Raw genomic sequence first — 19,494 nt, forward strand, 5'->3', positions numbered from 1 at the left:
GCGACTACGTCAGGAGATAACGCGATGTTCAGCCTGGATTCTCTGTTGCAAGATGCATTTCCACACCGTAATACCCCCGCCTGGCAGCGCAGCCTGCTAAGAACCCTTCTCTTCGAAAAAGAATTCAAACAGTTCGCCGCCGATTATCCCCATCTGAAAGGGCTCGATCTGATCGAGCAGGTGGTGGACTACTTTAACCTCAGCTGCGAATTGGTGGACGGCGATCTGGAAAACATCCCGAGCCAGGGGCCGGTGGTGCTCGTGGCCAATCACCCGATCGGCTCGCTCGACGGCTTGGTATTGCTGCGCGCCGTTGCCGCGGTGCGCCCGGACGTGAAAGTGGTGGCCAACCAGCTGCTGACCTACATTGAACCGCTGCGCAGCCTGTTCGTGCCGGTGGATAACGTCGCTTATAAAACCAGCCGCAAACAGATTGAAGGCATGCAGCAGCAGCTGGACAACCAGGGTGCGCTGATCCTGTTCCCGGCAGGCGAAGTGTCGCGCATGAGCCCGAAAGGCATCCGCGACGGCCACTGGCATACCGGTTTTCTGCGCCTGGCCGCCAAAGCGCGCGCGCCGATCGTGCCGATCCACATCAGCGCACGCAACAGCAACCTGTTCTACTTTACCTCTCTGGTCTACCGGCCGCTGTCGACCTTGCTGCTGGTGCGCGAAATGTTCCAGCAGCGGGGCGGGCGCATCAAGATCCGCGTCGGCGGCCGCGTGCCGTTCGCCAACTGGCACGACGGCCACACCAGCGCCAAGGATCTGGCGGAGCGTTTTCGCCGCCACGTCTATCGTCTGGGCCAGGGCAAGCCGGGGCTGTTCGCCAGCGAATCGCCGATTGCGCTGCCGGAAGATCGTCTGGAGCTGAAAAAGGCGCTGGCGAACTGCGAACGGTTGGGGGTAACGCCGGACGGTAAAACCATCTATCTCTATCGTCGCCATGACGAAGCGCGTACGCCAATCCTGCGCGAGCTGGGGCGCCTGCGCGAGATCGCTTTCCGCGCGGTGGGGGAAGGATCCGGCCGCCGCCGCGATCTGGACAGCTACGACGACGATTACTATCACCTGGTGCTGTGGGACGAGGAGGAGCTGGAGATCGTCGGCGCCTATCGTTTTATCCCCACCGCCGAACAAATCGCGCGTAAGGGCCTGGAGAGCATCTACAGCAACAGCCTGTTCCATTATGACCGCGATATGGAACCGATCCTGGCGCAGGGCATCGAGCTGGGGCGCAGCTTCATTCAGCCGGCCTATTGGGGCAAGCGCGGGCTGGACTATTTGTGGCTGGGCATCGGCGCCTATCTGTCGAAATACCCGCAGTACCGCTATCTGTTCGGCCCGGTGTCGATCTCCGGCGGCATGCCGCTGGCAGCACGTGATTTGCTGATCGCCTTCTATCGGCTCTATTTCTCGCCGGATCACGCGTTCGCGCAGTCGCGGCGGCCTTATCCGGCGTCACTGCCGCAGGTGCTGGCGCAGTTTGCCGGGGACAACTACCAGGAAGATCTGGTGCGGCTGAAGAGCCTGCTCAGCAATATCGGCTGCTCGATCCCAACGCTGTACAAGCAGTACACCGAACTGTGCGAGCCGGGCGGGGTACAGTTTATCGACTTTGGCACCGATCCGGCGTTCAACAACTGTATCGACGGGCTGGTGTTGGTGGATACCACGCGGCTCAAGCCATCGCGGTATCAGCGTTACATCGCGGTGCACCAGCCGCAGCCGGCCGAGACGGCATGACTACAGTCTGACTCATGCCTTTTTGATCTAAGCACGACCTTGGGGCCGGCGACGGGATAGCGCTACGATAAACGTTTTGCTTTCCACCGCCGGAGCCTTTCATGCCTCATTCGTTTATCCCGCCGTTATTGTCCGCCGATGAACCGCCCGCCGCCGCCGTTGAAACCCCGCGCGGCAAAGCGCCATTTTTGCTGCTATGCGATCACGCCGGTAAGGCGATACCGCAATCTCTTGGCGATCTCGGCTTACCGCCGGGGGAGATCGAGCGCCACATCGGCTGGGATATCGGTGCGCTGGGCGTATCGCGCCATCTGAGCCGCCAACTGGACGCCACGCTGATTCATCAGCGTTACTCACGGTTGGTGATCGACTGCAACCGGGCGCCCGGCATCGCCAGCTCGATCCCGCATTTGTCTGAACTGACGCCGATACCCGGCAATATCGGCATCGACGCCGAACACGCGCTGGCGCGTGAGCGCGAGGTATTTTTGCCGTATCACCACGCCATCGACGAGCATCTGGGGCAACGTCAGCTGCGCGAACTGCCGACGGCGGTGATCGCCATGCACAGTTTCACACCGGTGTTCAAAGGGGAATCGCGCCCCTGGCAGGTGGGGTTGCTGTTTAATCGCTACCCGGAATTTGCCCGGCTGCTGGCCGAGCTGCTGCGCGAAGAGGGGGATTTGCAGGTGGGGATCAACGAGCCCTATGCAATGACCGACGCCACCGACTACACGTTGCCGGTGCACGCGGAACGGCGCGGGTTGCCTTACGTCGGCATCGAAATTCGCCAGGATCTGATCGCCGACGAACGCGGGCAACAGGCATGGGCGAAACGTTTCGCGCGCCTGCTGCCGCAGGCCTGGCAACGCTGGCAAATTTGACTTTAGGAATATTCCCAGAGATGATAACCATAAGGAATACATAAGACGTCATTAGAAAAAAAAGTCAGGAGAGACGTGTGGAGCACAGCGATAACGGACTGTTTATCAAACGGGAGCGTTTTGAAGTTCTGGCGATTCTGCGTGAAATTTGCAAACAACGCACGCCGCTGCGCGTAGAAAATCAGCAGCACCGGTTTCAAAGTCTGTTATTGAGCGTCGGGCCGGACAATATCGTGTTTAGCGGTGAGGAAGCGGAAAACGCCATCGACGGCGCCTGCACCATCGTGATTGAAAGCCACGACGCCAAAATCGAGTTTTCCGTCGGCCAGGCGGAGCTGACCGAACATCAGGGCGTCCAGGCCTGCTCGACCCGGCTGCCGCAGGAGTTGGTCTACATCCAGCGCCGCCGCCAGTTCCGCATCACCACGCCGCACTGGCGCCAATTCTTCTGTACCGGCGAATACCCGGACGGCACGCCTTATGAGCTGCGTATCCACGATCTGTCCGCCGGCGGCGTCGGTTTGCGCTTCGATGGTCCACTGCCGGATTTCTTCCAGCCGGGTCTGCAGTTCAAGAAAGCGGTGTTGGATCTGGGCAGCTACGGCAGCTTCAAGGTCAATATGGAGCTGGTGGTGGTCAACGACGATCAGGAAACCGACGATAACGACCAGGTGGTGCACTTCTCGCGCCTGTCGTGCCGTTTCCTCAAGCTGGGGCTGGCGATGGAGCGCAAAATTCAGAGCGCGGTGTTCGCCTTCGAGCTGGATTTCAACAAAAAGAAAAAACGCTGATATTTATCAGGGGCGGGCATGCTGCCCCTGACTCTCCACAGGTCTTACGGTTTTAATGCCCGCAGGCTGCCGATCTCTTCCCAACCGAAATGCGCCGCTTCGGCTAGCACGTCGCACACTTCGCCGCCGGCGGCGATCACGGCCGCGTCGAGCGCGGCGCCCTGCAGCAGATGGCTCACCAGCAGTGCGGTGAACAGATCGCCGGTGCCTTTGACCGCCGATTTGACCTTCGGATGGGTAAAGCACTGCGCTTCCTGCCGGGTGACCAACATTAAACCCACTTCGTCTTCGTGCTGTGCCACGCCCGGCGCGCTGGTGACCAGCACCCATTCGGTGGTGTCGTTCAACAGCGCCTGCGCGGCGCGTTGCGTCTGCTCCCGGCTGCTCAGAGAGCGGCCGCACAGCTGCTCCAGTTCGAAGCCGTTCGGCGTCAGGCCGTTGGCCAGCCGCAGGAACGGTGAACGATAGCAATTGACGATGCGCTCATCCACGTAGATCCCTTCGCCGTAATCGCCCATCACCGGATCGATATAGATCCTTATCTGCGGATTGAGGGCGCGCACCCGCTGCAGCCAGTTGGCCAGAATATGGCACTGCATCACGTCGCCCAGGTAACCGACGATCACCGCCCGGGTGCGCTTCATCACGCCGCGGGCGATCAGATCGTCGAGAAAGCCGCCGAACCACTCGCCGGAGATGACGCCGCCATGCGGCTTGCCGTAATAGGGCGGGCAGCCGAACAGCACGCTGGGCACCTGCAGCGCTTCCAGCCCCTTTTTCAGCAGGGCGCGGTAGGCGATGCCGTTGCCGACGCTGCCGTAAACCACCTGAGATTGAATGCTGATCACGTCGATGGGCGGTGATCGCAAGGGTGAAGCCTGTTGCATGAGTTACATCCTTGGTTCGTTATTATCCAGCCAGCGGGCGAACACCTGCCGCGCGCGCTGTTCCAGCTGTGCGCCGTGGCGCGCCGCCTGTTCGCGAAGGCTCTGGGGCGCGACGCCGGCCAGCTCCAGCTCGCAGGCATGGCCAATCAACCAGCGTTCGATATCGCGGTGATCCGCCTCCAGATGGAACTGCAGACCGAGCGCGAACCCCTGATAGTCGAAAGCCTGATGCGGGCAAATCGCCGTGCTGGCCAGGCAGCGGGCGCCGTCCGGGATCATGAACATATCGCCGTGCCAATGCAGCACCGGCGTATCGGCCAGCGGCGCCAGCACCGAGTCGTCTTGGGCCGCGAGCGTGGTCAGCGGAGCGAAGCCGATCTCTTTGACGCCGAGCGAAATCACGTCGGCGCCCAGCGCCTGGGCGATCACCTGAGCGCCGAGACACACCCCGAGGGTCGGCCGCCGCTGCGCCAGGCGCTGTTTGACCAGCGCCAATTCATGGTCGAGAAAATCATAGCGCTGCTCACCGGAAAAGTGCCGGGCGGCGCTGATCGGCCCGCCGAGCACCACCAACAGATCGGTCTCTTCATTATTGATAGCACGAATATCATCGCGACCGGCATCGTAATAGTCGATCTGATAGCCACGCAGCGAGAGCAGGGAACCGAGAATACCCAGGTTTTCAAAATTGACGTGTCGAATGGCGACGGCTTTTTTCATTGTTTAACCTCGTGAGCGTGGGTGAACGGCGTCAGCGCCAGCGACTCGCCCAGCACCGTGATGCCCTGCGCGCCGCTCTGGTAGACGATGCGGCGTTCGCTGACCTGGCTGAGCTGCACCTGATAACCCTGCGCGGCCGGGAACAGCGCGCACGCCTGCTCCAACTGATCGGCTGCCCAGGGGGTGAACATCTCCAGGCGGGCAAAGGCTTTTCCTGCATACTGAATGTCGAGCACGTAATGTTTATCCATGGAACCCCTTACTTTTGGCCGCGGAAGCTGCTAATCTTATTTGAACTAGTACAAAAGGATTTATGTATGGGTTTATTGTATGCAAAAGGCGGCGGCGCTGTCCAGATTGCCGAGCAGATCGCCGCACGCATCAAAGACGGCGCGCTGCGGCCGGGCGAGCTGTTGCCGCCGGTACGCCAACTGGCGGCGGAGCTGGAGGTCAATCCGAATACCGTCGCCAGCGCTTATGCCCGATTGCGCGATGCCGGCCTGGTGGCGACGCGCGGGCGGGCGGGAACGGTGGTGCTGGAGCCGCCGCTGGCGGCGGTGAGTGCGGCCTATAAGCCGCGTCAGGTGCCGGCGGGAATGTGCGATCTGGCCAGCGGCAATCTGGATGCCGCATTGTTGCCGGCATTGGCGCTTGGCGCGGCGGAGGTGTTCCCGCAGCAAAATGGTTATGACATCAGTGGCGATCTGCCGGTATTGACCGGTCTGGGACGCGAGTGGCTCAGCCGCCAGGGCGTCACGCTGGGGGAACCGGCGGTGTTCTCCGGCGCGCTGGACGCGATGGAAAAGGCGCTGCGCTGCCATGTGCAGCCGGGGGCGGCGGTGTGGGTGGAAGATCCCTGCTGGCCGCCGCTATTGACGCTGTTGCGCCATCTGCGTCTACGGCCGCTGCCGCTGGCGGTAGATGAACAGGGCTGTCGGTTGCCGGAAAGCGGGGCCGCCGGCGCGGTGATCCTGACGCCGCGCGCTCACAATCCGACCGGCGCTTCGCTCTCTGCGCAGCGCGCGCAACAGTGGCGGCGTTTTCTGCGCGACAACCCGCAGTGTCTGGCGATCGTCGACGACTTCTGGGGGCCGCTGTCGCAGCAGCCGCTGCATCTGCCGTTCGACGGCGATCGCGGCCTGTACGTGTTGTCGCTGAGCAAGTTTCTCAGCCCGGATCTGCGCATCGCGCTGGCCTGCGGCAACCCGACGTTGCTGCAGGCGATGCGCGCCGATCAGTACATCAGCGAACGCTGGGTCAGCCATATCTTGCAACAGATCGCCGCCAGGCTGTGGAGACAGGCCTTGCAGGAAGGGCAACTGCCGCGGGCGCAACAGGCATATCAGGCCAGAAGGGATGAACTGGTGCAGCGGCTCAATGCATTGAATCACACGGCGCTGGCGGTCGGTGAAGGGTTGCATCTGTGGTTGCCGGTGAGGTCGGAAAGCGCCGCCGCGCAGCTGATGGCGCAGCGGGGGTGGTTGGTGCAGGGCGGTGAACCTTTCCGCCTGAGGGGCGGCCCGGCGCTCCGCATTAGCCTGGCCAACGTGGTGCCGGCACAGCTGGCGCCGCTGGCGCAGGATCTGTCCGAAGCCATGCGGGCCGAGGCGGCGATCAACTAAGCCGGCGTCAGGTTTTCCTCCGCCAGCCGCTGTAGCGAGGCTAACCGGGCGGTCGGTTCGGCGATCGGCGTGTCGATGATGAACTCGTCCACGCCGTACTGCAGCTGCAGCTGCGCCAGTTGCTGATGCACCTGCTGCGCGGTGCCGAGCAGAACATGACTTTCTCGCGGCTCGATGCGGTAGTCGGTGGCGCCGGCCTGTTGCACGAAACTCTCGGCCTGCGCCAGGCTGCCGACGGTCACGCTCTGCTCACCGGCGACGTGCACGCGGTATTGCTGAATCTCCGCCGCCAGCGCCGCCGCCTGCTCCGGGCTCTGCGCCACGATCGCCGCCACCGCCAGCAGCCCCTTGCGGCCGCCGCTGTGTGCGGTGTAGTGCTCCAGCGCTTCTCTAATGTCTTGCGGATTGCCGTTCAGATGCGCGGCGAACACGAAGGCCCAGCCGGATTCAGCCGCCAGCGTCGCGCTCTCTTTACTGGCGCCGAGCAAAAAGCGCTGGGCGGCGTGCGGCGGCAACGGCGTGGCGCTCAGACCCGGTTCGGCGTCGTCGTTCAGGTAAGCGGTCAGCTGCGACAGCTGCTGCGGGAAGGTCGGTTTGTTTTGCCGGTCATGGGCGGCCTGCAGCGCCTGAGTGGCGAGCGGCAGCCCGCCGGGCGCTTTGCCCACCCCGAGATCGACGCGCCCTGGCGCCAGCGCCGCCAGCAGGTTGAAGTTTTCGGCTACCTTGTAGGCGCTGTAGTGCTGCAGCATCACGCCGCCGGAGCCGATGCGAATGCGCGACGTTTGGCCGAGCAGATAACCGATCAGCACCTCCGGCGACGGGCAGGCGAGCTGCGGCGTATTGTGGTGCTCCGCTAACCAGAAACGCCGATATCCCCAGCGTTCCGCCTGTTGCGCCAGATGCAGCGTGCGCGCCAGCGCCTGTGCGGCGCTTTCCCCTTCGGCGATCGGACTCTTTTCCAATATGCTCAAGGCATAAGCCATTTTCCCGCTCCTTTCCTCATCAGATATGCCTGACAAATACCATGCGGGCGGCGCACGCCTTAATACTGATTGGCGATAGGATATTCCATTGATCCAAAACGGATTTGGATATGCGCAGAACGGTAAAGCGCCGCGATGTTACCCCTTGAGCCAGGCCTTCAGACGAATGGCGTCACGGTAGTGGCCGTAGCGCGGCTGTGCGCCGAGCAGGATCATCACCACCGGCTGCCCTTTGATGGTGGTGCGCATCACCAGGCAGTGACCGGCCTCGTCGGTAAAGCCGGTTTTCTGCAGCTGGATCTTCCAGGCGGGGTTGTTGATCAGGCCGTTGGAGCTGCGGTAAACCAACTGGCCGCGGCCAGGGCGCACGATCTGCTGCTTGTCGGTGCTGAAGCGGCGAATCGACTGATAGCGATAGGCGTGATTGACCATCTTCAGCAGATCGTTGGCGGTCGCCACATTGCGCGGCGTCAGCCCGGTCGGATCGTAGAAGCGGGCGCGTTTCATGCCGATGGCGCGCGCTTTCTGATTCATTTTCGCCACGAAGGCCTTGCGCCCGCCGGGATAACTGCGGCTCAGCGCGGCGGCGGCGCGGTTCTCCGAAGACATCAGGGCGATGTGCAGCATGTCGCGGCGGCTGAGCACCGAGCCGATGGTCAGGCGCGAATGGGTTTTTTTCAGCAGATCGCGATCGGCGGCGGTGACTTTGAGCTTGCTGCCCATCGGGCGTTTGCTGTCCAGGGCGACCATGGCGGTCATCAGTTTGGTGAGCGAGGCGATCGGCAGCACGCGGTTCGGCTGCTTCTGATAAAGGGTCTTTCCGGTGCGTTGATTGACGACCAGCACCGATTTGGCATTCAGCACCAGCGGCGGCGTGGCGGCATGCACGGGCGCCAAAACGAACAGCAGGCTGAACAGCAGGGCGGCGCCGAAGCGCCGGACAGGCAGACGGAGAAAAGCGTGAGATAAAAGCATAACGGCGGCAATAGTGACCCTAAGTGATTAAAAAATATCAAAAGAGTCTGCCGGGCAAATGTGAAGGAAATAGGGCGATAATCGCTCAAACTGTTACAACAATCCCTTTTGCCGCAGGGTGAAGCGGGTGGCCTCGTTCAAATCGTAGTCCGCGAGGCGCTCGCGCGGCACCCAGGCGTAGTCATCGAACTCGTCGTTGATCGTCACGTCGCGGTTGGCGGCATGGCAGTCGAAAATCAGGTAAATCATGTAGATTTGCTCCCGGCTGCCGTCGGCGTAAGTTTTGATGCGCACGTCATCGCGGAAAGTCCAGGGCGTGATGTTGTCGAGGATCAGCGCGGCGCCCAACTCTTCGCGCACTTCGCGCCGCAGCGCCTGTTCTATTTGTTCACCCGGCTCGACGCCGCCGCCGGACAGCGCCCACTGGCCGGGAAACACGCCCTTGTGCGCCGCCATTTTGCACAGCAGGAAGGCGTTATCGTTTTCAATTAGCGGGCAGACAATGATGCGTTGGCGCATGGAAAACTCCTGTCAAAATGGAAAGCAACCACTTTAACATGGGGTCTGGCCCCTTAGCGTGAGAGAAATCAAAGCGTTGTATTTGCGCAGAGCTGCGGCAACCGCCTCTCTGCGCTACGGTCAGTAGATTTCCGGCACCACCATGTTGTCCGGCACTGGGTTACGGTGGTACTCCGGGCTGCGTTTGCGTGGCGGCAGCGTGATGACGTTACCTTCGGCTTCCTCATAAGGCACCTGCTGCAGCAGGTGAGTGATGCAGTTCAAGCGGGCCTTTTTCTTGTCGACGCCCTGAACCACCCACTAGGGCGCCTCGGCAATGTTAGTGCGCGCTAACATGATTTCTTTGGCCTCGGTGTAGTCCTCCCAGCGGCGGCGGCTTTCCAGATCCATCGGGCTGAGCTTCCACTGCTTGAGCGGATCGTGAATGCGGCTGAGGAAACGCAGTTCCTGCTCCTCATCGGTGATCGAAAACCAGTATTTGACGATTTGGATGCCGCTGCGCGTCAGCATTTTTTCGAATTCCGGCACGCTGCGGAAAAACTCCTCGTACTCTTCGTCGTTGCAAAAGCCCATCACGCGCTCCACGCCGGCTCGGTTATACCAGCTGCGGTCGAACAGCACCATTTCGCCGGCGGCGGGCAGATGCGCGATATAGCGCTGAAAATACCACTGGGTGCGTTCGCGATCGTTCGGCGCCGGCAGCGCCGCCACGCGGCAGGTGCGCGGGTTGAGGCGCTGGGTAATGCGTTTGATCACGCCGCCCTTGCCGGCGGCGTCGCGGCCTTCAAAGAGGATCACCAGCCGATGGCCGGTACGCATCACCCAGTCCTGCAGCTTTACCAGTTCGCCCTGCAGGCGCAGCAGTTCGCGGAAGTATTGCTTGCGCCAGGCTTTCTTCGCGTCGCTGTCGACTTCTGCCGCGTCGAAGCGCAGGTCGTCCAGCTCCATTTCCAGCTCTTCGTCGTAGCTGTCGTAAAATTCTTGCAGCAGGCGCTGGTTGAATCCGTCTTCGCGGTTGAATTCATGCATGGTCATCAGATTTTCTCCGTATCGGCCCGGTGTTAGAAGTGGTTGAAGATCCAGTACAGCACCGCCGACAGCAGCACTGAGGCCGGCAGCGTTAGCACCCAGGCCATCAGCAGATTGCGCAGGGTGGCCATCTGCAGGCCGGAGCGGTTGGCTGCCATGGTGCCGGCGATGCCGGATGAAAGTACGTGAGTGGTCGAAACCGGCAAGCCGAAGGCGTCGGCCGCGCCGATGGTGGTCATCGCCACCAGTTCGGCGCTGGCGCCCTGGGCGTAGGTCAGGTGCGATTTGCCGATCTTTTCGCCCACCGTCACCACGATGCGGCGCCAGCCGACCATGGTGCCGAGCCCCAGTGCAATCGCCACCACCACTTTCACCCAGAAGGGAATGAAGCGGGTGGCGTTGTCGAGTTCGCCCTTCAGCGCGTCGAGGTTGCGCTGCGTGTCGGGATTGATCTGCAACTGATGCTCTGCCTTCAGGTGCTTGATGGTCTCGGACGCCAGGTACATGTCGTTGCGGGTGTTCGACACCGCCTGCGCCGGGATCTTGTCGACCGAGCCGTACTGGCGAATTTGATCTCCGATCGCGCCGGTCAGTTGCGCCAGCGCCGGCACCACCTCCGGCGTCAGATCGCTGGTGCGCACATAGCCGGTCAGCACCTCGCGCGGCGGCGTTTGGCCGCCGGCCGGGAACTGGCGCAGCAGCTGGCTTTTGGTCACCTCCGCCAGCGCCGCCACCCGGGGGATCTGCTCCGGCGGCATCGAACGGTTCAGGGCGTAGGCGATCGGCATGGTGCCCACCAGGATCAGCATGATAAGGCCCATGCCTTTCTGGCCGTCGTTGGAGCCGTGGGCAAAGGAAACGCCGGTGCAGGTGAGGATCAGCAATCCGCGGATCCACAGCGGCGGCGGGCTATTGTCTTTAGGCGCGCTGTACAGCTGGCGGTTGTTGACGAACAGCTTCAGCGCCAGCAGCAGCAGGCCGGCGAACACGAAGCCGATCACCGGCGACAGCAGCAGCGCATAGCCCACCTTGATCGCCTGGCCCCAGTCCACGCCGCTGGTGCCGGTGCGGCCGTGGATCAGGGCGTTGGCCACGCCAACGCCGATAATCGAGCCGATCAGCGTATGCGACGACGAGGCGGGCAGCCCGAGCCACCAGGTGCCGAGGTTCCAGATGATGGCGGAGAACAGCAGGGCGTACACCATGGCGAAGCCGTTGCCGGTGCCGGCCTGCAGGATCAGCTCGACCGGCAGCAGCGAAATGATGCCGAAGGCCACCACGCCGCTGGAGAGCAACACGCCGAGAAAGTTGAAGAAACCGGACCACACCACGGCGACCATCGGCGACAGCGAGTGGGTGTAAATCACCGTCGCGACCGCATTGGCGGTGTCGTGGAAGCCGTTGACGAATTCAAAGCCCAGCGCGATCAGCAGCGCCAGCCCCAATAATAAAAACGGAATGTAACTGGTATAGACGGCGCCGGTGTCGCTGACGTCGTTAAATAAGTTCACCCCGGCGAACGCGATCCCCAGAATTAATAAAAACACAAAAAAAAGAACAGTGAGTCGACTGTTCTTTTGATGCAGCTTGGGCAGGCTGGATGCGGCCGGCACACCCGTTTGAACGGCGCTGTTATCGCTCATAATGACCTTCCTGAGAGGATTGAATGCGGTAGCTGTCGCCTGAAAAGTATTCTGAATGAATGTGGCTTTTTTATGACGAAAATATTAATCATCGGGAACGGCGAAAATCATTAACGCCGATAAATAAAGATTGTTATAACAGCGGAGACGATCTTGGGTTAACGGCAACAGGCAGGATAAGGCGTTATGGTGCAACGGTTAGCGGAAAAGATGCACAAGCTTGATTTCGATGATGAAGTGACCGGGCTGATCTACGGCCATGTGTTTCGTTCCGGTGAGCCGCCGGCGCGCCTGAACTCGCAGCAGGTCTGTCAGGCCTACCAGGCTTTGCCGTCCGGCGACGGCTTTGTCTGGCTGCACCTCAATCTCAACCACGCGGCGGCGGAGAAGTGGCTGAAAAACCATTTCGCCATTTCCGATTTTTTCTTCCACGAAATTCGGCACGGTTCCCACACCACGCGCATCGAGCGCCAGGGCGACGATCTGTTCGCGGTGCTCAACGACGTGATTTTCCACCCTGAGGACAGCAACCCGGAAACGGCGACGCTGTGGCTCTATTGCTGCCGTGGGCTGGTGGTCACCGTGCGTCACAAACCGGTGCGATTGATTGAACGGCTGCTTGGCCGCCTGACGGCGCTGGAGCTGGCGTCGTCTACCGAGCTGCTGGCGCACCTGCTGGAAGAGCAGGAGGACGTGTTGGAACAGGTGGTGCGGCAGGCTAACCAGTATGTCGATACCATCGAGGATCGCCTGCTGACCCGCCGCGTCAAACGCAACCGCGCCGAGCTGGGGCGCATGCGCCGCATGCTATTGCGCTTTCAGCGCCTGTTGGCGCCGGAACCGGCCGCGCTGTTTCGCCTGTTGAACCGGCCGCCGGCCTGGCTGAGCCGCGAGGTGGTGCAGGATCTGCGGCAGTTTACCGAAGAGTTCACCGTGGTGTTGAACGATCTCGCCAGCCTGACCGAACGCATCCGGCTGCTGCAGGAAGAACTGGGCGCCAAGCTGATGGAGCAGAATAACCGCACGCTCTACACCCTGACGGTGATCACCGTGCTGGCGTTGCCGATCAACATCGTCGCCGGTTTCTTCGGCATGAACGTCGGAGGGATACCGCTGGCCAGCAATCACCACGGTTTTATCCTGCTGGTGTTGCTGGTCGGCAGTTTTACGCTGATCGCCGGTTATCTGGCGTTCAGGCGCAGGGACGAGTCGTAATTACAGGCGGGCGCGGTACTCTTCTTCCAGCCGGGCATGGGTGCTCCAGAACGGCTGCGGCGCCCGATCGTGCAGACGATCCAGCAGGATATCCAGATGGGTGTGCCAGCCGCCGGCGACGCTGAGCATCTCGTCGCGGTTGGCCAGGCGCCGGTGGGTGACCGTCAGCAGCACCGCGTTTCCCTGTTCCGTCAGCTCGAAGGTCACCTCGGAAGGGCGGCCCTGATCTTGTTCGGCCCAGGTAAAGCTCAGCAGGCGCGGCGGGAACAGGCAGGTGATGTGGCCGCGGTTGCTGACGCAGCCGCCGTGCTGTTTGTACTTGGCCGGCGGTGGCTCGTGCTCGCCCGCCAGATCGGAGTTGCGAAACTCCAGCTCCAGCGGCGCGCCGTTTTCCAACTTCATGGCGCCGGCCGCCAGCCAGGTGGCGCGCTTGTCGGATTCGGTCAGGTAAGCCCACACCCGCTCGATGGGACCGGGCAGCAGCCGCTGGATGCGCAGCGTGCCGGGTTCGATAATCATGCCGTAATCATTCATGGTTCACTCCTTGGGAGGAAGCTGTTCGGGCTGCAACAGCGCCTGTTCGAGCGCATCCAGCCGTTCAGTCCAGAAATGTTCATAGGTTTGCAGCCAGTGCATGGCCTGCGCCATAGGCTCGGGTTCGAGCCGGCAGATATGGTTTCTTCCTTGCACGGTGCGTTGCACCAGGCCCGCATGTTCCAGTGCTTTCACGTGCTTGGAGGCGCCGGCGAACGACATCTGCAGCGGCGCGGCCAGTTCGCCGATGCTGCGCTCACCGCCGGCCAGCGCGCGTAACATCGAGCGGCGGGTCGGGTCGGCCAGCGCATGAAAAATGGCGTCCAGCTGTGAGGAAGATAATTCAACCATATGGTTGAATATAGAACAGGCGGGCTAATATTCAACCGTTTTGTTGAATATTTTTTGCCCCGGCGAGAAACCGGGGCAAGGATCAGGCGCCGGCGTGCGCCAGCAGGGCGTTCAGCAATACGTCGGCGCCGGCGGCGGCCCAGGCGGGGGTGATATCTTCCCGCTCGTTGTGGCTGATGCCGTCCACGCAGGGAATGAAAATCATGGCGGTCGGAGCGACGCGGTTAAGGTAACAGGCATCGTGGCCGGCGCCGGAAATCATGTCGCGATGGCGATAGCCCAACGCTTGCGCGGCATGACGTACGCTGTCGATGCAGCCCCGATCGAAAGCGACCGGGGGATACTGGAAGATGCGCTCGGCGCGCGCGGTCAGGCTGCCGTCGTTGACGGCGTTCACCGCCGCCAGCAGGCGCTGCTCCATCTGCTCCAGAATTGACTCCTCTGGATGGCGGAATTCGACGCTGAAAAAGACGCGTCCCGGCACCACATTGCGTGAGTTGGGGGTAATTTGCGCCATGCCCACCGTGGCGCGCGCGTCGGGCGCGAAATCCCAGCCGATGCGATTGACCGCCGTAACCAGCGCCGCAAAGCCCAGCAGGGCGTCGCGGCGGCGGTCCATCGGCGTGGTGCCGGCATGGGCGCTGAAGCCGACGACCTCCAGTTCATACCAGCGCTGCCCTTGTGCGGCGGTCACCACGCCGATGTCGAGATGCTCCGCTTCCAGAATCGGCCCCTGTTCGATGTGCAACTCGAAGGCGGCATGGATCGGCATGCCGCCCACCGGGTGCTCGCCGGCGTAGCCGATGCGTTCCAGCGCGTCGCCGAGGCTGACGCCGTGCTCGTCGCGGCGCGTCAGGCCGTATTCCAGGTCGAATACCCCGGCGAACACGCCGGAGGCGATCATCGCCGGCGCGAAGCGTGCGCCTTCTTCGTTGGTCCAGTTGATCACTTCAATCGCGCGTTCGGTGACGATCTGCCGATCGTTGAGGCTGCGAATAACCTCCAATCCGGCCAGCACGCCGTAGATGCCGTCGAAACGGCCGCCGCGGGGCTGCGAGTCGCCGTGAGAACCGGTGATGACCGGCGCCAGCTCGGGCCGCGTGCCTTCACGGCGCAGGAACATGTTGCCCATTCGATCGACGCGCACGCTGCAACCGGCCTCCAGCGCCCACCGGCGCAGCTGGTCGCGCGCCTGACGATCCTCTTCGCTGAGCGCCAGGCGGGTGACGCCGTTGTCAGCGATGGCGCCGAACTGCGCCATCGTCTGCAGGCTTTGCCACAGGCGCTCGCCGTTGACTCGATACGTCATTGATCTTCTCCCGGCGTTTTAGCGGTGTAGCGGAAATCGCAGCAGGGGGCGCCGGACATGATGGTCTGGGTGCGCTGCAGTTCAACGTCAGGCGCATAGCCGACGATAAACTGGCTGTCGCGAGCGCAGGAGAGCAGGTGGCCGATCTCCCCAAGCCCCATCTCGTGATACATCTCGGCGTAGCGGCAGCGGGTGACGTTATAGTCGAAGTGCTGTTCGTCCTGATTGATCACCTCGACGCGCAGCGCATCGTCTTTTTCCCACAGGTACTGCAAGGCGGCGAAGCTGCGCAGATCCGCGCCGTTCGGTTCCTGAGCGGCGAACTGTTTGCCCGCCGCGATGGCGGCATTCTCGATGGCCTCGCCGATCACCGCCTGGGCGCGCGCCTTGCCGATTTCACGCACCAGGATCTGGTAGATCGGTTTGATGATCTCCGCCTCGATTTTTCTGCGGGCCAAAATGCCCAACTCGTTGTTTGCACAGCTCATCGCCTTGCTCCTCTTGATTTATTGTGGTTTGGCGCCGCCCAACACGGTTTGCGGCTGCCATTTGCCGTCAACCACCCGATACAGGGTGAAGCTCGGCTGTTGCAGGTTGCCCTGCGCATCGAAGGCGATGGCGCCGGTCACGCCCTGGTAATGTATGGCGCGCAGTTTCGGCAGATAATCGGCCGGGTTGGCCGAGCCGGCCTGTTCGATGGCGGCGATCAGCACTCGGGTGGCGTCGTAGGCGAAGGGCGCATGCAGTTCGATGTGGGTGTGGTAACGATCGCGGTAGGCTTGCTCAAACGCCTTGCCGCCCGGCATCTGTTCCAGCGGCAGCCCCGGCTCCAGCGCCACCACGCCTTCACCTTCCTGCTGCGCCAGCGTCAGGAAGGTTTGGCTGACAAAGCCGCCGGCGCCCATCAGCTGCGCGTTCATGCCCAGCTGTTTCAGTTTGCGCGCCAGCGGCGCCGCCTGGGAATCTACGCCGCCGAAGAAGATCAGATCGGCGTTTTTGCTGCGCACGGTGGTCAGTACGGCGCTGAAATCGACGGTCTTGTCATCGACGTATTCACGAGCGACCGGCTGCACGCCCTGGGCCTGCAGCGATTTGATGAACTCGTCCGCCAGCCCCTGGCCGAAAGCGGTGCGATCGTCTATCACTGCGATGCGCTTGGCTTTCAGCGTCTTCACCGCATATTGCCCGGCGTAGTTGCCGCCGTCGTCGTCGTGGCCCATCACGCGAAAGCTGGTGTCAAAACCTTGTTGCGTATAGCCGTGACCGGTGGCGACCGGCGCCACCTGGGCGATCCCGGCGTCGTGATAGATGCGCGCCGCCGGGATGCTGGTGCCGGTGTTCCAGTGGCCGACCACGCCGGCGACGCCTTCGTCGACCAAACGCTGCGCCACGGCCACGGCGGTGCGCGGATCGGACTGGTCGTCCTCGGACACCAGTTTGAAGGTGACCGGTTTGCCGTTCAGCGTCGGTTTCTGCGCGTTAGCGTCGGCGATCGCCAGTTGCGCGCCGTTTTCGAGATCTTTGCCGATGCGCGCGGAAGAGCCGGTCAGCGGCCCGGCCAGGCCGATCAGCACGGTGTCGGCCGCCAGCGCCGGGAGGCTAAGAATCATTGTCATGGCAGCCAGCGCCAACGGTTTGATGCGAATGTTCTGTTGCATGTCATACTCCTGGTGCGGTTAAAAGAAACAACGGTTATTCACCCAAATAGATCTGTTTGATTTTTTCATCGTCCAGCATGTCGGCGGAACGGCCGCTGTGGCTCAGGCTGCCGCTGTCCAACACGTAGGCGCGATCGGTGGACTCCAGCGCCAGGCGGGCGTTCTGCTCGACCAATAGTAGCGTGACGCCGTCACGAGCTAACTGCTTGATGACCGTGAAAATGGCTTCCACCACAATCGGCGCCAGCCCCATCGAGGGTTCGTCCAATATCAGCAACCGCGGGCGGCTGAGCAGCGCGCGGCCCATCGCCACCATCTGCTGTTCACCGCCCGAAAGTAGCCCGGCCGGTTGGTGCAGGCGCTCGCTCAGCCGCGGGAAAGTGGCGCACACCCGTTCGAAATCTTGCCGCACCGCCGATTTGTCGCGCCGTGCATAGGCGCCGAGCTGCAGGTTCTCCCGCACCGTCAAACGGGTGAAAATGCCGCGTCCCTCCGGCACCATCACCAGCCCCCGTTGCAGCAACCGGTGCGGCGGCACGCCGCGAATCGAGCAACCGTCGAACAGGATGTCGCCTTCGAACGGCTGCAGGCCGGTCAGCGCTCGCAGGCTGGAGCTCTTGCCCGCGCCATTGGCGCCGATCAGCGTCACCTGTTCGCCGGCGTTGACCATAAAATCGATGCCTTTGACCGCATGAATGCCGCCATAAGACACTTTGAGTCGTTTAACGCTCAGCAGGGCTTCAGACATGCGCGCCGCCTCCCAGATAGGCCTGAATGACCGCCGGTTCGCGCCGCACCTGCGCCGGCTCGCCTTCGGCGATCGCTTTGCCGTAATCCAGCACCGTCAGCCGATCGCACAGACCCATCACCAGTTTGACGTCGTGTTCGATCAGCAGCAGCGTTTTGCCGCTGTCGCGGATGCGCAGCAGCAGCTCGCGCAACGCCACTTTTTCTCCGGCGTTCATGCCGGCCGCCGGTTCGTCCAGCGCCAGCAGCCGGGGCTCGGTCGCCAGCGCGCGGGCAATCTCCAGACGGCGTTGGTGGCCATAGGCGAGATCGCCGGCGCGGTAATGGGCGAATTGGCTGATGCCGACGTACTCCAGCAGCGCATGAGATTTATCGCGCACCGCCTGTTCCTCCTCTTTCGCGCGCCCGTGGCGAGCGATCGCCGCCCACAGGCCGTTGCGGGTGCGCACATGGCAGCCGACCATCACGTTTTCCAGCACGCTCATTTCGTTGAACAACCGCAGGTTCTGGAAGGTGCGGGCGATGCCGGCCTGCACCACTTTGTCGATCGCCTGTGGTTTATAGCGCTGGCCCAACAGGCTGAACTCGCCCTCGTCGGCGCGATACAGGCCGGTGATCAGGTTGAAGCAGGTGGTTTTGCCGGCGCCGTTCGGCCCGATCAGGCCGTAGATTTCCCCCTGGCGGATGCTCATGCTGACGTCATCCACCGCCGTCAGGCCGCCGAAACGTTTGCTGACGTGATTTAAAGTGAGCAGCGGCGTCATGCGGCATTCCTCCCGGCATGGCGAGCCGGCCATAGGCCCGCCGGGCGATACAGCATCACCAGGATCAGCGCCAGGCCGTAGAACAGTTGGCGGATAATTTCCGGGTCGATCAGCACCTGGCCGAACAGCGCCTGCTGCAGCGGTCCCATGCTGCTGCGCAGCAGCTCCGGCAGGGCGGCCAGCAGCAGCGCGCCCAGGATCACGCCGGGGATGTGCCCCATGCCGCCGAGCACCACCATCGCCAGTACGGCGATCGATTCCTGCAGGGTGAAGGATTCCGGCGACACGAAGCCTTGAAACGCGGCGAACAGCGCGCCGGCCACGCCGCCGAAGGTGGCGCCGATGGCGAAGGCCAGCAGCTTGAAGTTGCGGGTGTTGATGCCCATCGCCCGCGCGGCGTCCTCGTCTTCGCGGATTGCCGTCCATGCGCGGCCAACGCGCGAATTCTGCAGCCGCAGGCTGATAAACAGGATTGCCAGAAGCAGCGCGGCGAACAGGTAGTAATACAGGTACAGGCCGGAAAAACGCACGCCGAACCACTCATGCATGCCGGAAAACTTCAGGCCGAACAGGCTGACCGGATCGACGCCGGAAATGCCTTTGGGGCCGTTGGTGAGGTTGACCGGGCGATCCAGGTTGCGCATCAGAATGCGCACTATCTCGCCGAAGCCCAGCGTGACGATCGCCAGATAATCGCCGCGCAGCCGCAGCGTCGGCGCGCCGAGCAGGATGCCGCACGCCGCCGCCAGCAGCGCCGCCAGCGGGAGCAGCCACAGCATCGACAGATGCAGTCCGTCGGGGAACCACTGCAGCAGCAGCGGGAACTGCTGCGTCAGATGCGGTGACGACAGCAGCGCGGCCAGATAGGCGCCAACGGCGTAAAAAGCGATAAAGCCCATGTCCAGCAATCCGGTCATGCCCACCACGATGTTCAGTCCGAGCGCCAGCATCAGGTACAGCAAGGCGAAGTCGACAACGCGCACCCAATAGTTGCCGCCGGCGGCGCCCGCCACCCAGGGCGCCAGCAGCAGGGCGAGAATGAACAACGTCAGCCCCAACCCGGCGCGACGCGGCCTGGCCAGAGGAGCGGGGGGAGTCAAAACGGTCATGGTGATGT

Annotated in this window: 20 protein-coding genes and 1 pseudogene; 5 read left to right on the top strand and 16 right to left on the bottom strand. The window is 62.4% G+C overall.

Features of this window, described 5'->3' with window-relative positions:
* Positions 1-24 precede the first annotated feature (24 nt).
* The 3 genes from olsF to ACJ8OK_RS05125 all read left to right on the top strand — a co-directional run bounded on the left by olsF (position 25) and on the right by ACJ8OK_RS05125 (position 3,421).
* Positions 25-1,746, top strand: coding sequence for an ornithine lipid synthase OlsF (gene olsF, locus ACJ8OK_RS05115; RefSeq protein WP_015377973.1), 1,722 nt, complete (start codon positions 25-27; stop codon positions 1,744-1,746).
* Between the two features lie 101 nt (positions 1,747-1,847).
* Positions 1,848-2,630, top strand: a complete 783-nt coding sequence (locus ACJ8OK_RS05120) for an N-formylglutamate amidohydrolase (RefSeq protein WP_033632955.1) — start codon at positions 1,848-1,850, stop codon at positions 2,628-2,630.
* A gap of 77 nt (positions 2,631-2,707) precedes the next feature.
* Complete coding sequence (locus ACJ8OK_RS05125; protein WP_033632956.1) at positions 2,708-3,421, top strand: flagellar brake protein; 714 nt, start codon at positions 2,708-2,710, stop codon at positions 3,419-3,421.
* A gap of 44 nt (positions 3,422-3,465) precedes the next feature.
* Here the strand turns inward: ACJ8OK_RS05125 and ACJ8OK_RS05130 are convergent, their stop codons facing one another.
* Genes ACJ8OK_RS05130 through ACJ8OK_RS05140 form a run of 3 tightly spaced genes read right to left on the bottom strand, consistent with a single transcriptional unit; the run spans position 3,466 to position 5,279 of the window.
* Complete coding sequence (locus ACJ8OK_RS05130) at positions 3,466-4,308, bottom strand: PfkB family carbohydrate kinase (RefSeq protein WP_033632957.1); 843 nt, start codon at positions 4,306-4,308, stop codon at positions 3,466-3,468.
* Positions 4,309-4,311: 3 nt separating this feature from the next.
* Entirely contained in the window at positions 4,312-5,028 is a 717-nt protein-coding gene (locus ACJ8OK_RS05135; RefSeq protein ID WP_033632958.1) for a glutamine amidotransferase, read from the bottom strand.
* Positions 5,025-5,279, bottom strand: coding sequence for a hypothetical protein (locus ACJ8OK_RS05140; protein ID WP_004938217.1), 255 nt, complete (start codon positions 5,277-5,279; stop codon positions 5,025-5,027). Before ACJ8OK_RS05140 ends, ACJ8OK_RS05135 begins: the two co-directional genes overlap by 4 nt.
* A 66-nt stretch (positions 5,280-5,345) precedes the next feature.
* Here ACJ8OK_RS05140 and ACJ8OK_RS05145 point away from each other — a divergent pair, with 66 nt between their 5' ends.
* Entirely contained in the window at positions 5,346-6,650 is a 1,305-nt protein-coding gene (locus ACJ8OK_RS05145) for an aminotransferase class I/II-fold pyridoxal phosphate-dependent enzyme (protein ID WP_442530418.1), read from the top strand.
* Here ACJ8OK_RS05145 and ACJ8OK_RS05150 read toward each other — a convergent pair.
* The 5 genes and pseudogenes from ACJ8OK_RS05150 to ACJ8OK_RS05170 form a co-directional block, all read right to left on the bottom strand.
* Positions 6,647-7,633, bottom strand: a complete 987-nt coding sequence (locus tag ACJ8OK_RS05150; RefSeq protein ID WP_442530419.1) for an MsnO8 family LLM class oxidoreductase — start codon at positions 7,631-7,633, stop codon at positions 6,647-6,649. The two genes, ACJ8OK_RS05145 and ACJ8OK_RS05150, sit on opposite strands and share 4 nt — an antisense overlap.
* A 138-nt stretch (positions 7,634-7,771) precedes the next feature.
* Positions 7,772-8,608 carry a D-alanyl-D-alanine endopeptidase gene (gene pbpG / locus ACJ8OK_RS05155; RefSeq protein WP_442530420.1) on the bottom strand — a complete coding sequence of 279 codons (837 nt, stop codon included), beginning with the start codon at positions 8,606-8,608 and terminating at the stop codon, positions 7,772-7,774.
* 93 nt (positions 8,609-8,701) lie between these two features.
* A complete protein-coding gene (nudI, locus tag ACJ8OK_RS05160) occupies positions 8,702-9,127 on the bottom strand; it encodes a nucleoside triphosphatase NudI (protein ID WP_004938207.1) in 426 nt (141 codons plus the stop codon).
* 120 nt (positions 9,128-9,247) lie between these two features.
* A pseudogene (gene ppk2, locus ACJ8OK_RS05165) lies at positions 9,248-10,162 on the bottom strand (polyphosphate kinase 2).
* Between the two features lie 26 nt (positions 10,163-10,188).
* Positions 10,189-11,799 (bottom strand): inorganic phosphate transporter, encoded by a 1,611-nt coding sequence (locus tag ACJ8OK_RS05170; protein ID WP_033632963.1) that lies wholly within the window; start codon positions 11,797-11,799, stop codon positions 10,189-10,191.
* 186 nt (positions 11,800-11,985) lie between these two features.
* On the opposite strand from ACJ8OK_RS05170, the gene ACJ8OK_RS05175 reads away from it, so the two are divergent.
* Positions 11,986-13,014: a transporter gene (locus ACJ8OK_RS05175; RefSeq protein ID WP_048323656.1), complete on the top strand. Its 1,029-nt coding sequence runs from the start codon at positions 11,986-11,988 to the stop codon at positions 13,012-13,014.
* Here the strand turns inward: ACJ8OK_RS05175 and ACJ8OK_RS05180 are convergent, their stop codons facing one another.
* The 8 genes from ACJ8OK_RS05180 to ACJ8OK_RS05215 form a co-directional block, all read right to left on the bottom strand.
* Positions 13,015-13,548: an SRPBCC family protein gene (locus ACJ8OK_RS05180; protein WP_015377962.1), complete on the bottom strand. Its 534-nt coding sequence runs from the start codon at positions 13,546-13,548 to the stop codon at positions 13,015-13,017.
* Between the two features lie 3 nt (positions 13,549-13,551).
* Positions 13,552-13,899 carry an ArsR/SmtB family transcription factor gene (locus tag ACJ8OK_RS05185; RefSeq protein ID WP_004938187.1) on the bottom strand — a complete coding sequence of 116 codons (348 nt, stop codon included), beginning with the start codon at positions 13,897-13,899 and terminating at the stop codon, positions 13,552-13,554.
* An 82-nt stretch (positions 13,900-13,981) separates the two neighbouring features.
* Entirely contained in the window at positions 13,982-15,208 is a 1,227-nt protein-coding gene (locus ACJ8OK_RS05190; protein WP_033632965.1) for a Zn-dependent hydrolase, read from the bottom strand.
* Entirely contained in the window at positions 15,205-15,696 is a 492-nt protein-coding gene (locus ACJ8OK_RS05195) for an L-2-amino-thiazoline-4-carboxylic acid hydrolase (protein WP_033632966.1), read from the bottom strand. The genes ACJ8OK_RS05190 and ACJ8OK_RS05195 overlap by 4 nt, the downstream gene beginning before the upstream one ends.
* Positions 15,697-15,714: 18 nt before the next feature.
* Positions 15,715-16,824, bottom strand: a complete 1,110-nt coding sequence (locus tag ACJ8OK_RS05200) for a branched-chain amino acid ABC transporter substrate-binding protein (protein WP_375542430.1) — start codon at positions 16,822-16,824, stop codon at positions 15,715-15,717.
* Positions 16,825-16,900: 76 nt separating this feature from the next.
* Entirely contained in the window at positions 16,901-17,614 is a 714-nt protein-coding gene (locus tag ACJ8OK_RS05205; protein WP_033632968.1) for an ABC transporter ATP-binding protein, read from the bottom strand.
* Positions 17,607-18,377 carry an ABC transporter ATP-binding protein gene (locus ACJ8OK_RS05210; protein WP_033632969.1) on the bottom strand — a complete coding sequence of 257 codons (771 nt, stop codon included), beginning with the start codon at positions 18,375-18,377 and terminating at the stop codon, positions 17,607-17,609. The genes ACJ8OK_RS05205 and ACJ8OK_RS05210 overlap by 8 nt, the downstream gene beginning before the upstream one ends.
* Entirely contained in the window at positions 18,374-19,486 is a 1,113-nt protein-coding gene (locus tag ACJ8OK_RS05215; RefSeq protein WP_033632970.1) for an ABC transporter permease subunit, read from the bottom strand. Before ACJ8OK_RS05215 ends, ACJ8OK_RS05210 begins: the two co-directional genes overlap by 4 nt.
* Between the last annotated feature and the right edge of the window lie 8 nt (positions 19,487-19,494).

This window comes from Serratia sp. CY71090, from assembly GCF_052166845.1.
In the GTDB taxonomy this organism is placed as follows: Bacteria; Pseudomonadota; Gammaproteobacteria; order Enterobacterales; family Enterobacteriaceae; genus Serratia; species Serratia nematodiphila.

Coding starts and splice junctions, on each gene's coding strand:
- olsF (WP_015377973.1), top strand. CDS start 25: ATGTTCAGCCTGGATTCTCTGTTGCAAGATGCATTTCCACACCGTAAT.
- ACJ8OK_RS05120 (WP_033632955.1), top strand. CDS start 1,848: ATGCCTCATTCGTTTATCCCGCCGTTATTGTCCGCCGATGAACCGCCC.
- ACJ8OK_RS05130 (WP_033632957.1), bottom strand. CDS start 4,308: ATGCAACAGGCTTCACCCTTGCGATCACCGCCCATCGACGTGATCAGC.
- ACJ8OK_RS05135 (WP_033632958.1), bottom strand. CDS start 5,028: ATGAAAAAAGCCGTCGCCATTCGACACGTCAATTTTGAAAACCTGGGT.
- ACJ8OK_RS05140 (WP_004938217.1), bottom strand. CDS start 5,279: ATGGATAAACATTACGTGCTCGACATTCAGTATGCAGGAAAAGCCTTT.
- ACJ8OK_RS05145 (WP_442530418.1), top strand. CDS start 5,346: ATGGGTTTATTGTATGCAAAAGGCGGCGGCGCTGTCCAGATTGCCGAG.
- ACJ8OK_RS05150 (WP_442530419.1), bottom strand. CDS start 7,633: ATGGCTTATGCCTTGAGCATATTGGAAAAGAGTCCGATCGCCGAAGGG.
- pbpG (WP_442530420.1), bottom strand. CDS start 8,608: ATGCTTTTATCTCACGCTTTTCTCCGTCTGCCTGTCCGGCGCTTCGGC.
- nudI (WP_004938207.1), bottom strand. CDS start 9,127: ATGCGCCAACGCATCATTGTCTGCCCGCTAATTGAAAACGATAACGCC.
- ACJ8OK_RS05170 (WP_033632963.1), bottom strand. CDS start 11,799: ATGAGCGATAACAGCGCCGTTCAAACGGGTGTGCCGGCCGCATCCAGC.
- ACJ8OK_RS05175 (WP_048323656.1), top strand. CDS start 11,986: ATGGTGCAACGGTTAGCGGAAAAGATGCACAAGCTTGATTTCGATGAT.
- ACJ8OK_RS05180 (WP_015377962.1), bottom strand. CDS start 13,548: ATGAATGATTACGGCATGATTATCGAACCCGGCACGCTGCGCATCCAG.
- ACJ8OK_RS05185 (WP_004938187.1), bottom strand. CDS start 13,899: ATGGTTGAATTATCTTCCTCACAGCTGGACGCCATTTTTCATGCGCTG.
- ACJ8OK_RS05190 (WP_033632965.1), bottom strand. CDS start 15,208: ATGACGTATCGAGTCAACGGCGAGCGCCTGTGGCAAAGCCTGCAGACG.
- ACJ8OK_RS05195 (WP_033632966.1), bottom strand. CDS start 15,696: ATGAGCTGTGCAAACAACGAGTTGGGCATTTTGGCCCGCAGAAAAATC.
- ACJ8OK_RS05200 (WP_375542430.1), bottom strand. CDS start 16,824: ATGACAATGATTCTTAGCCTCCCGGCGCTGGCGGCCGACACCGTGCTG.
- ACJ8OK_RS05205 (WP_033632968.1), bottom strand. CDS start 17,614: ATGTCTGAAGCCCTGCTGAGCGTTAAACGACTCAAAGTGTCTTATGGC.
- ACJ8OK_RS05210 (WP_033632969.1), bottom strand. CDS start 18,377: ATGACGCCGCTGCTCACTTTAAATCACGTCAGCAAACGTTTCGGCGGC.
- ACJ8OK_RS05215 (WP_033632970.1), bottom strand. CDS start 19,486: ATGACCGTTTTGACTCCCCCCGCTCCTCTGGCCAGGCCGCGTCGCGCC.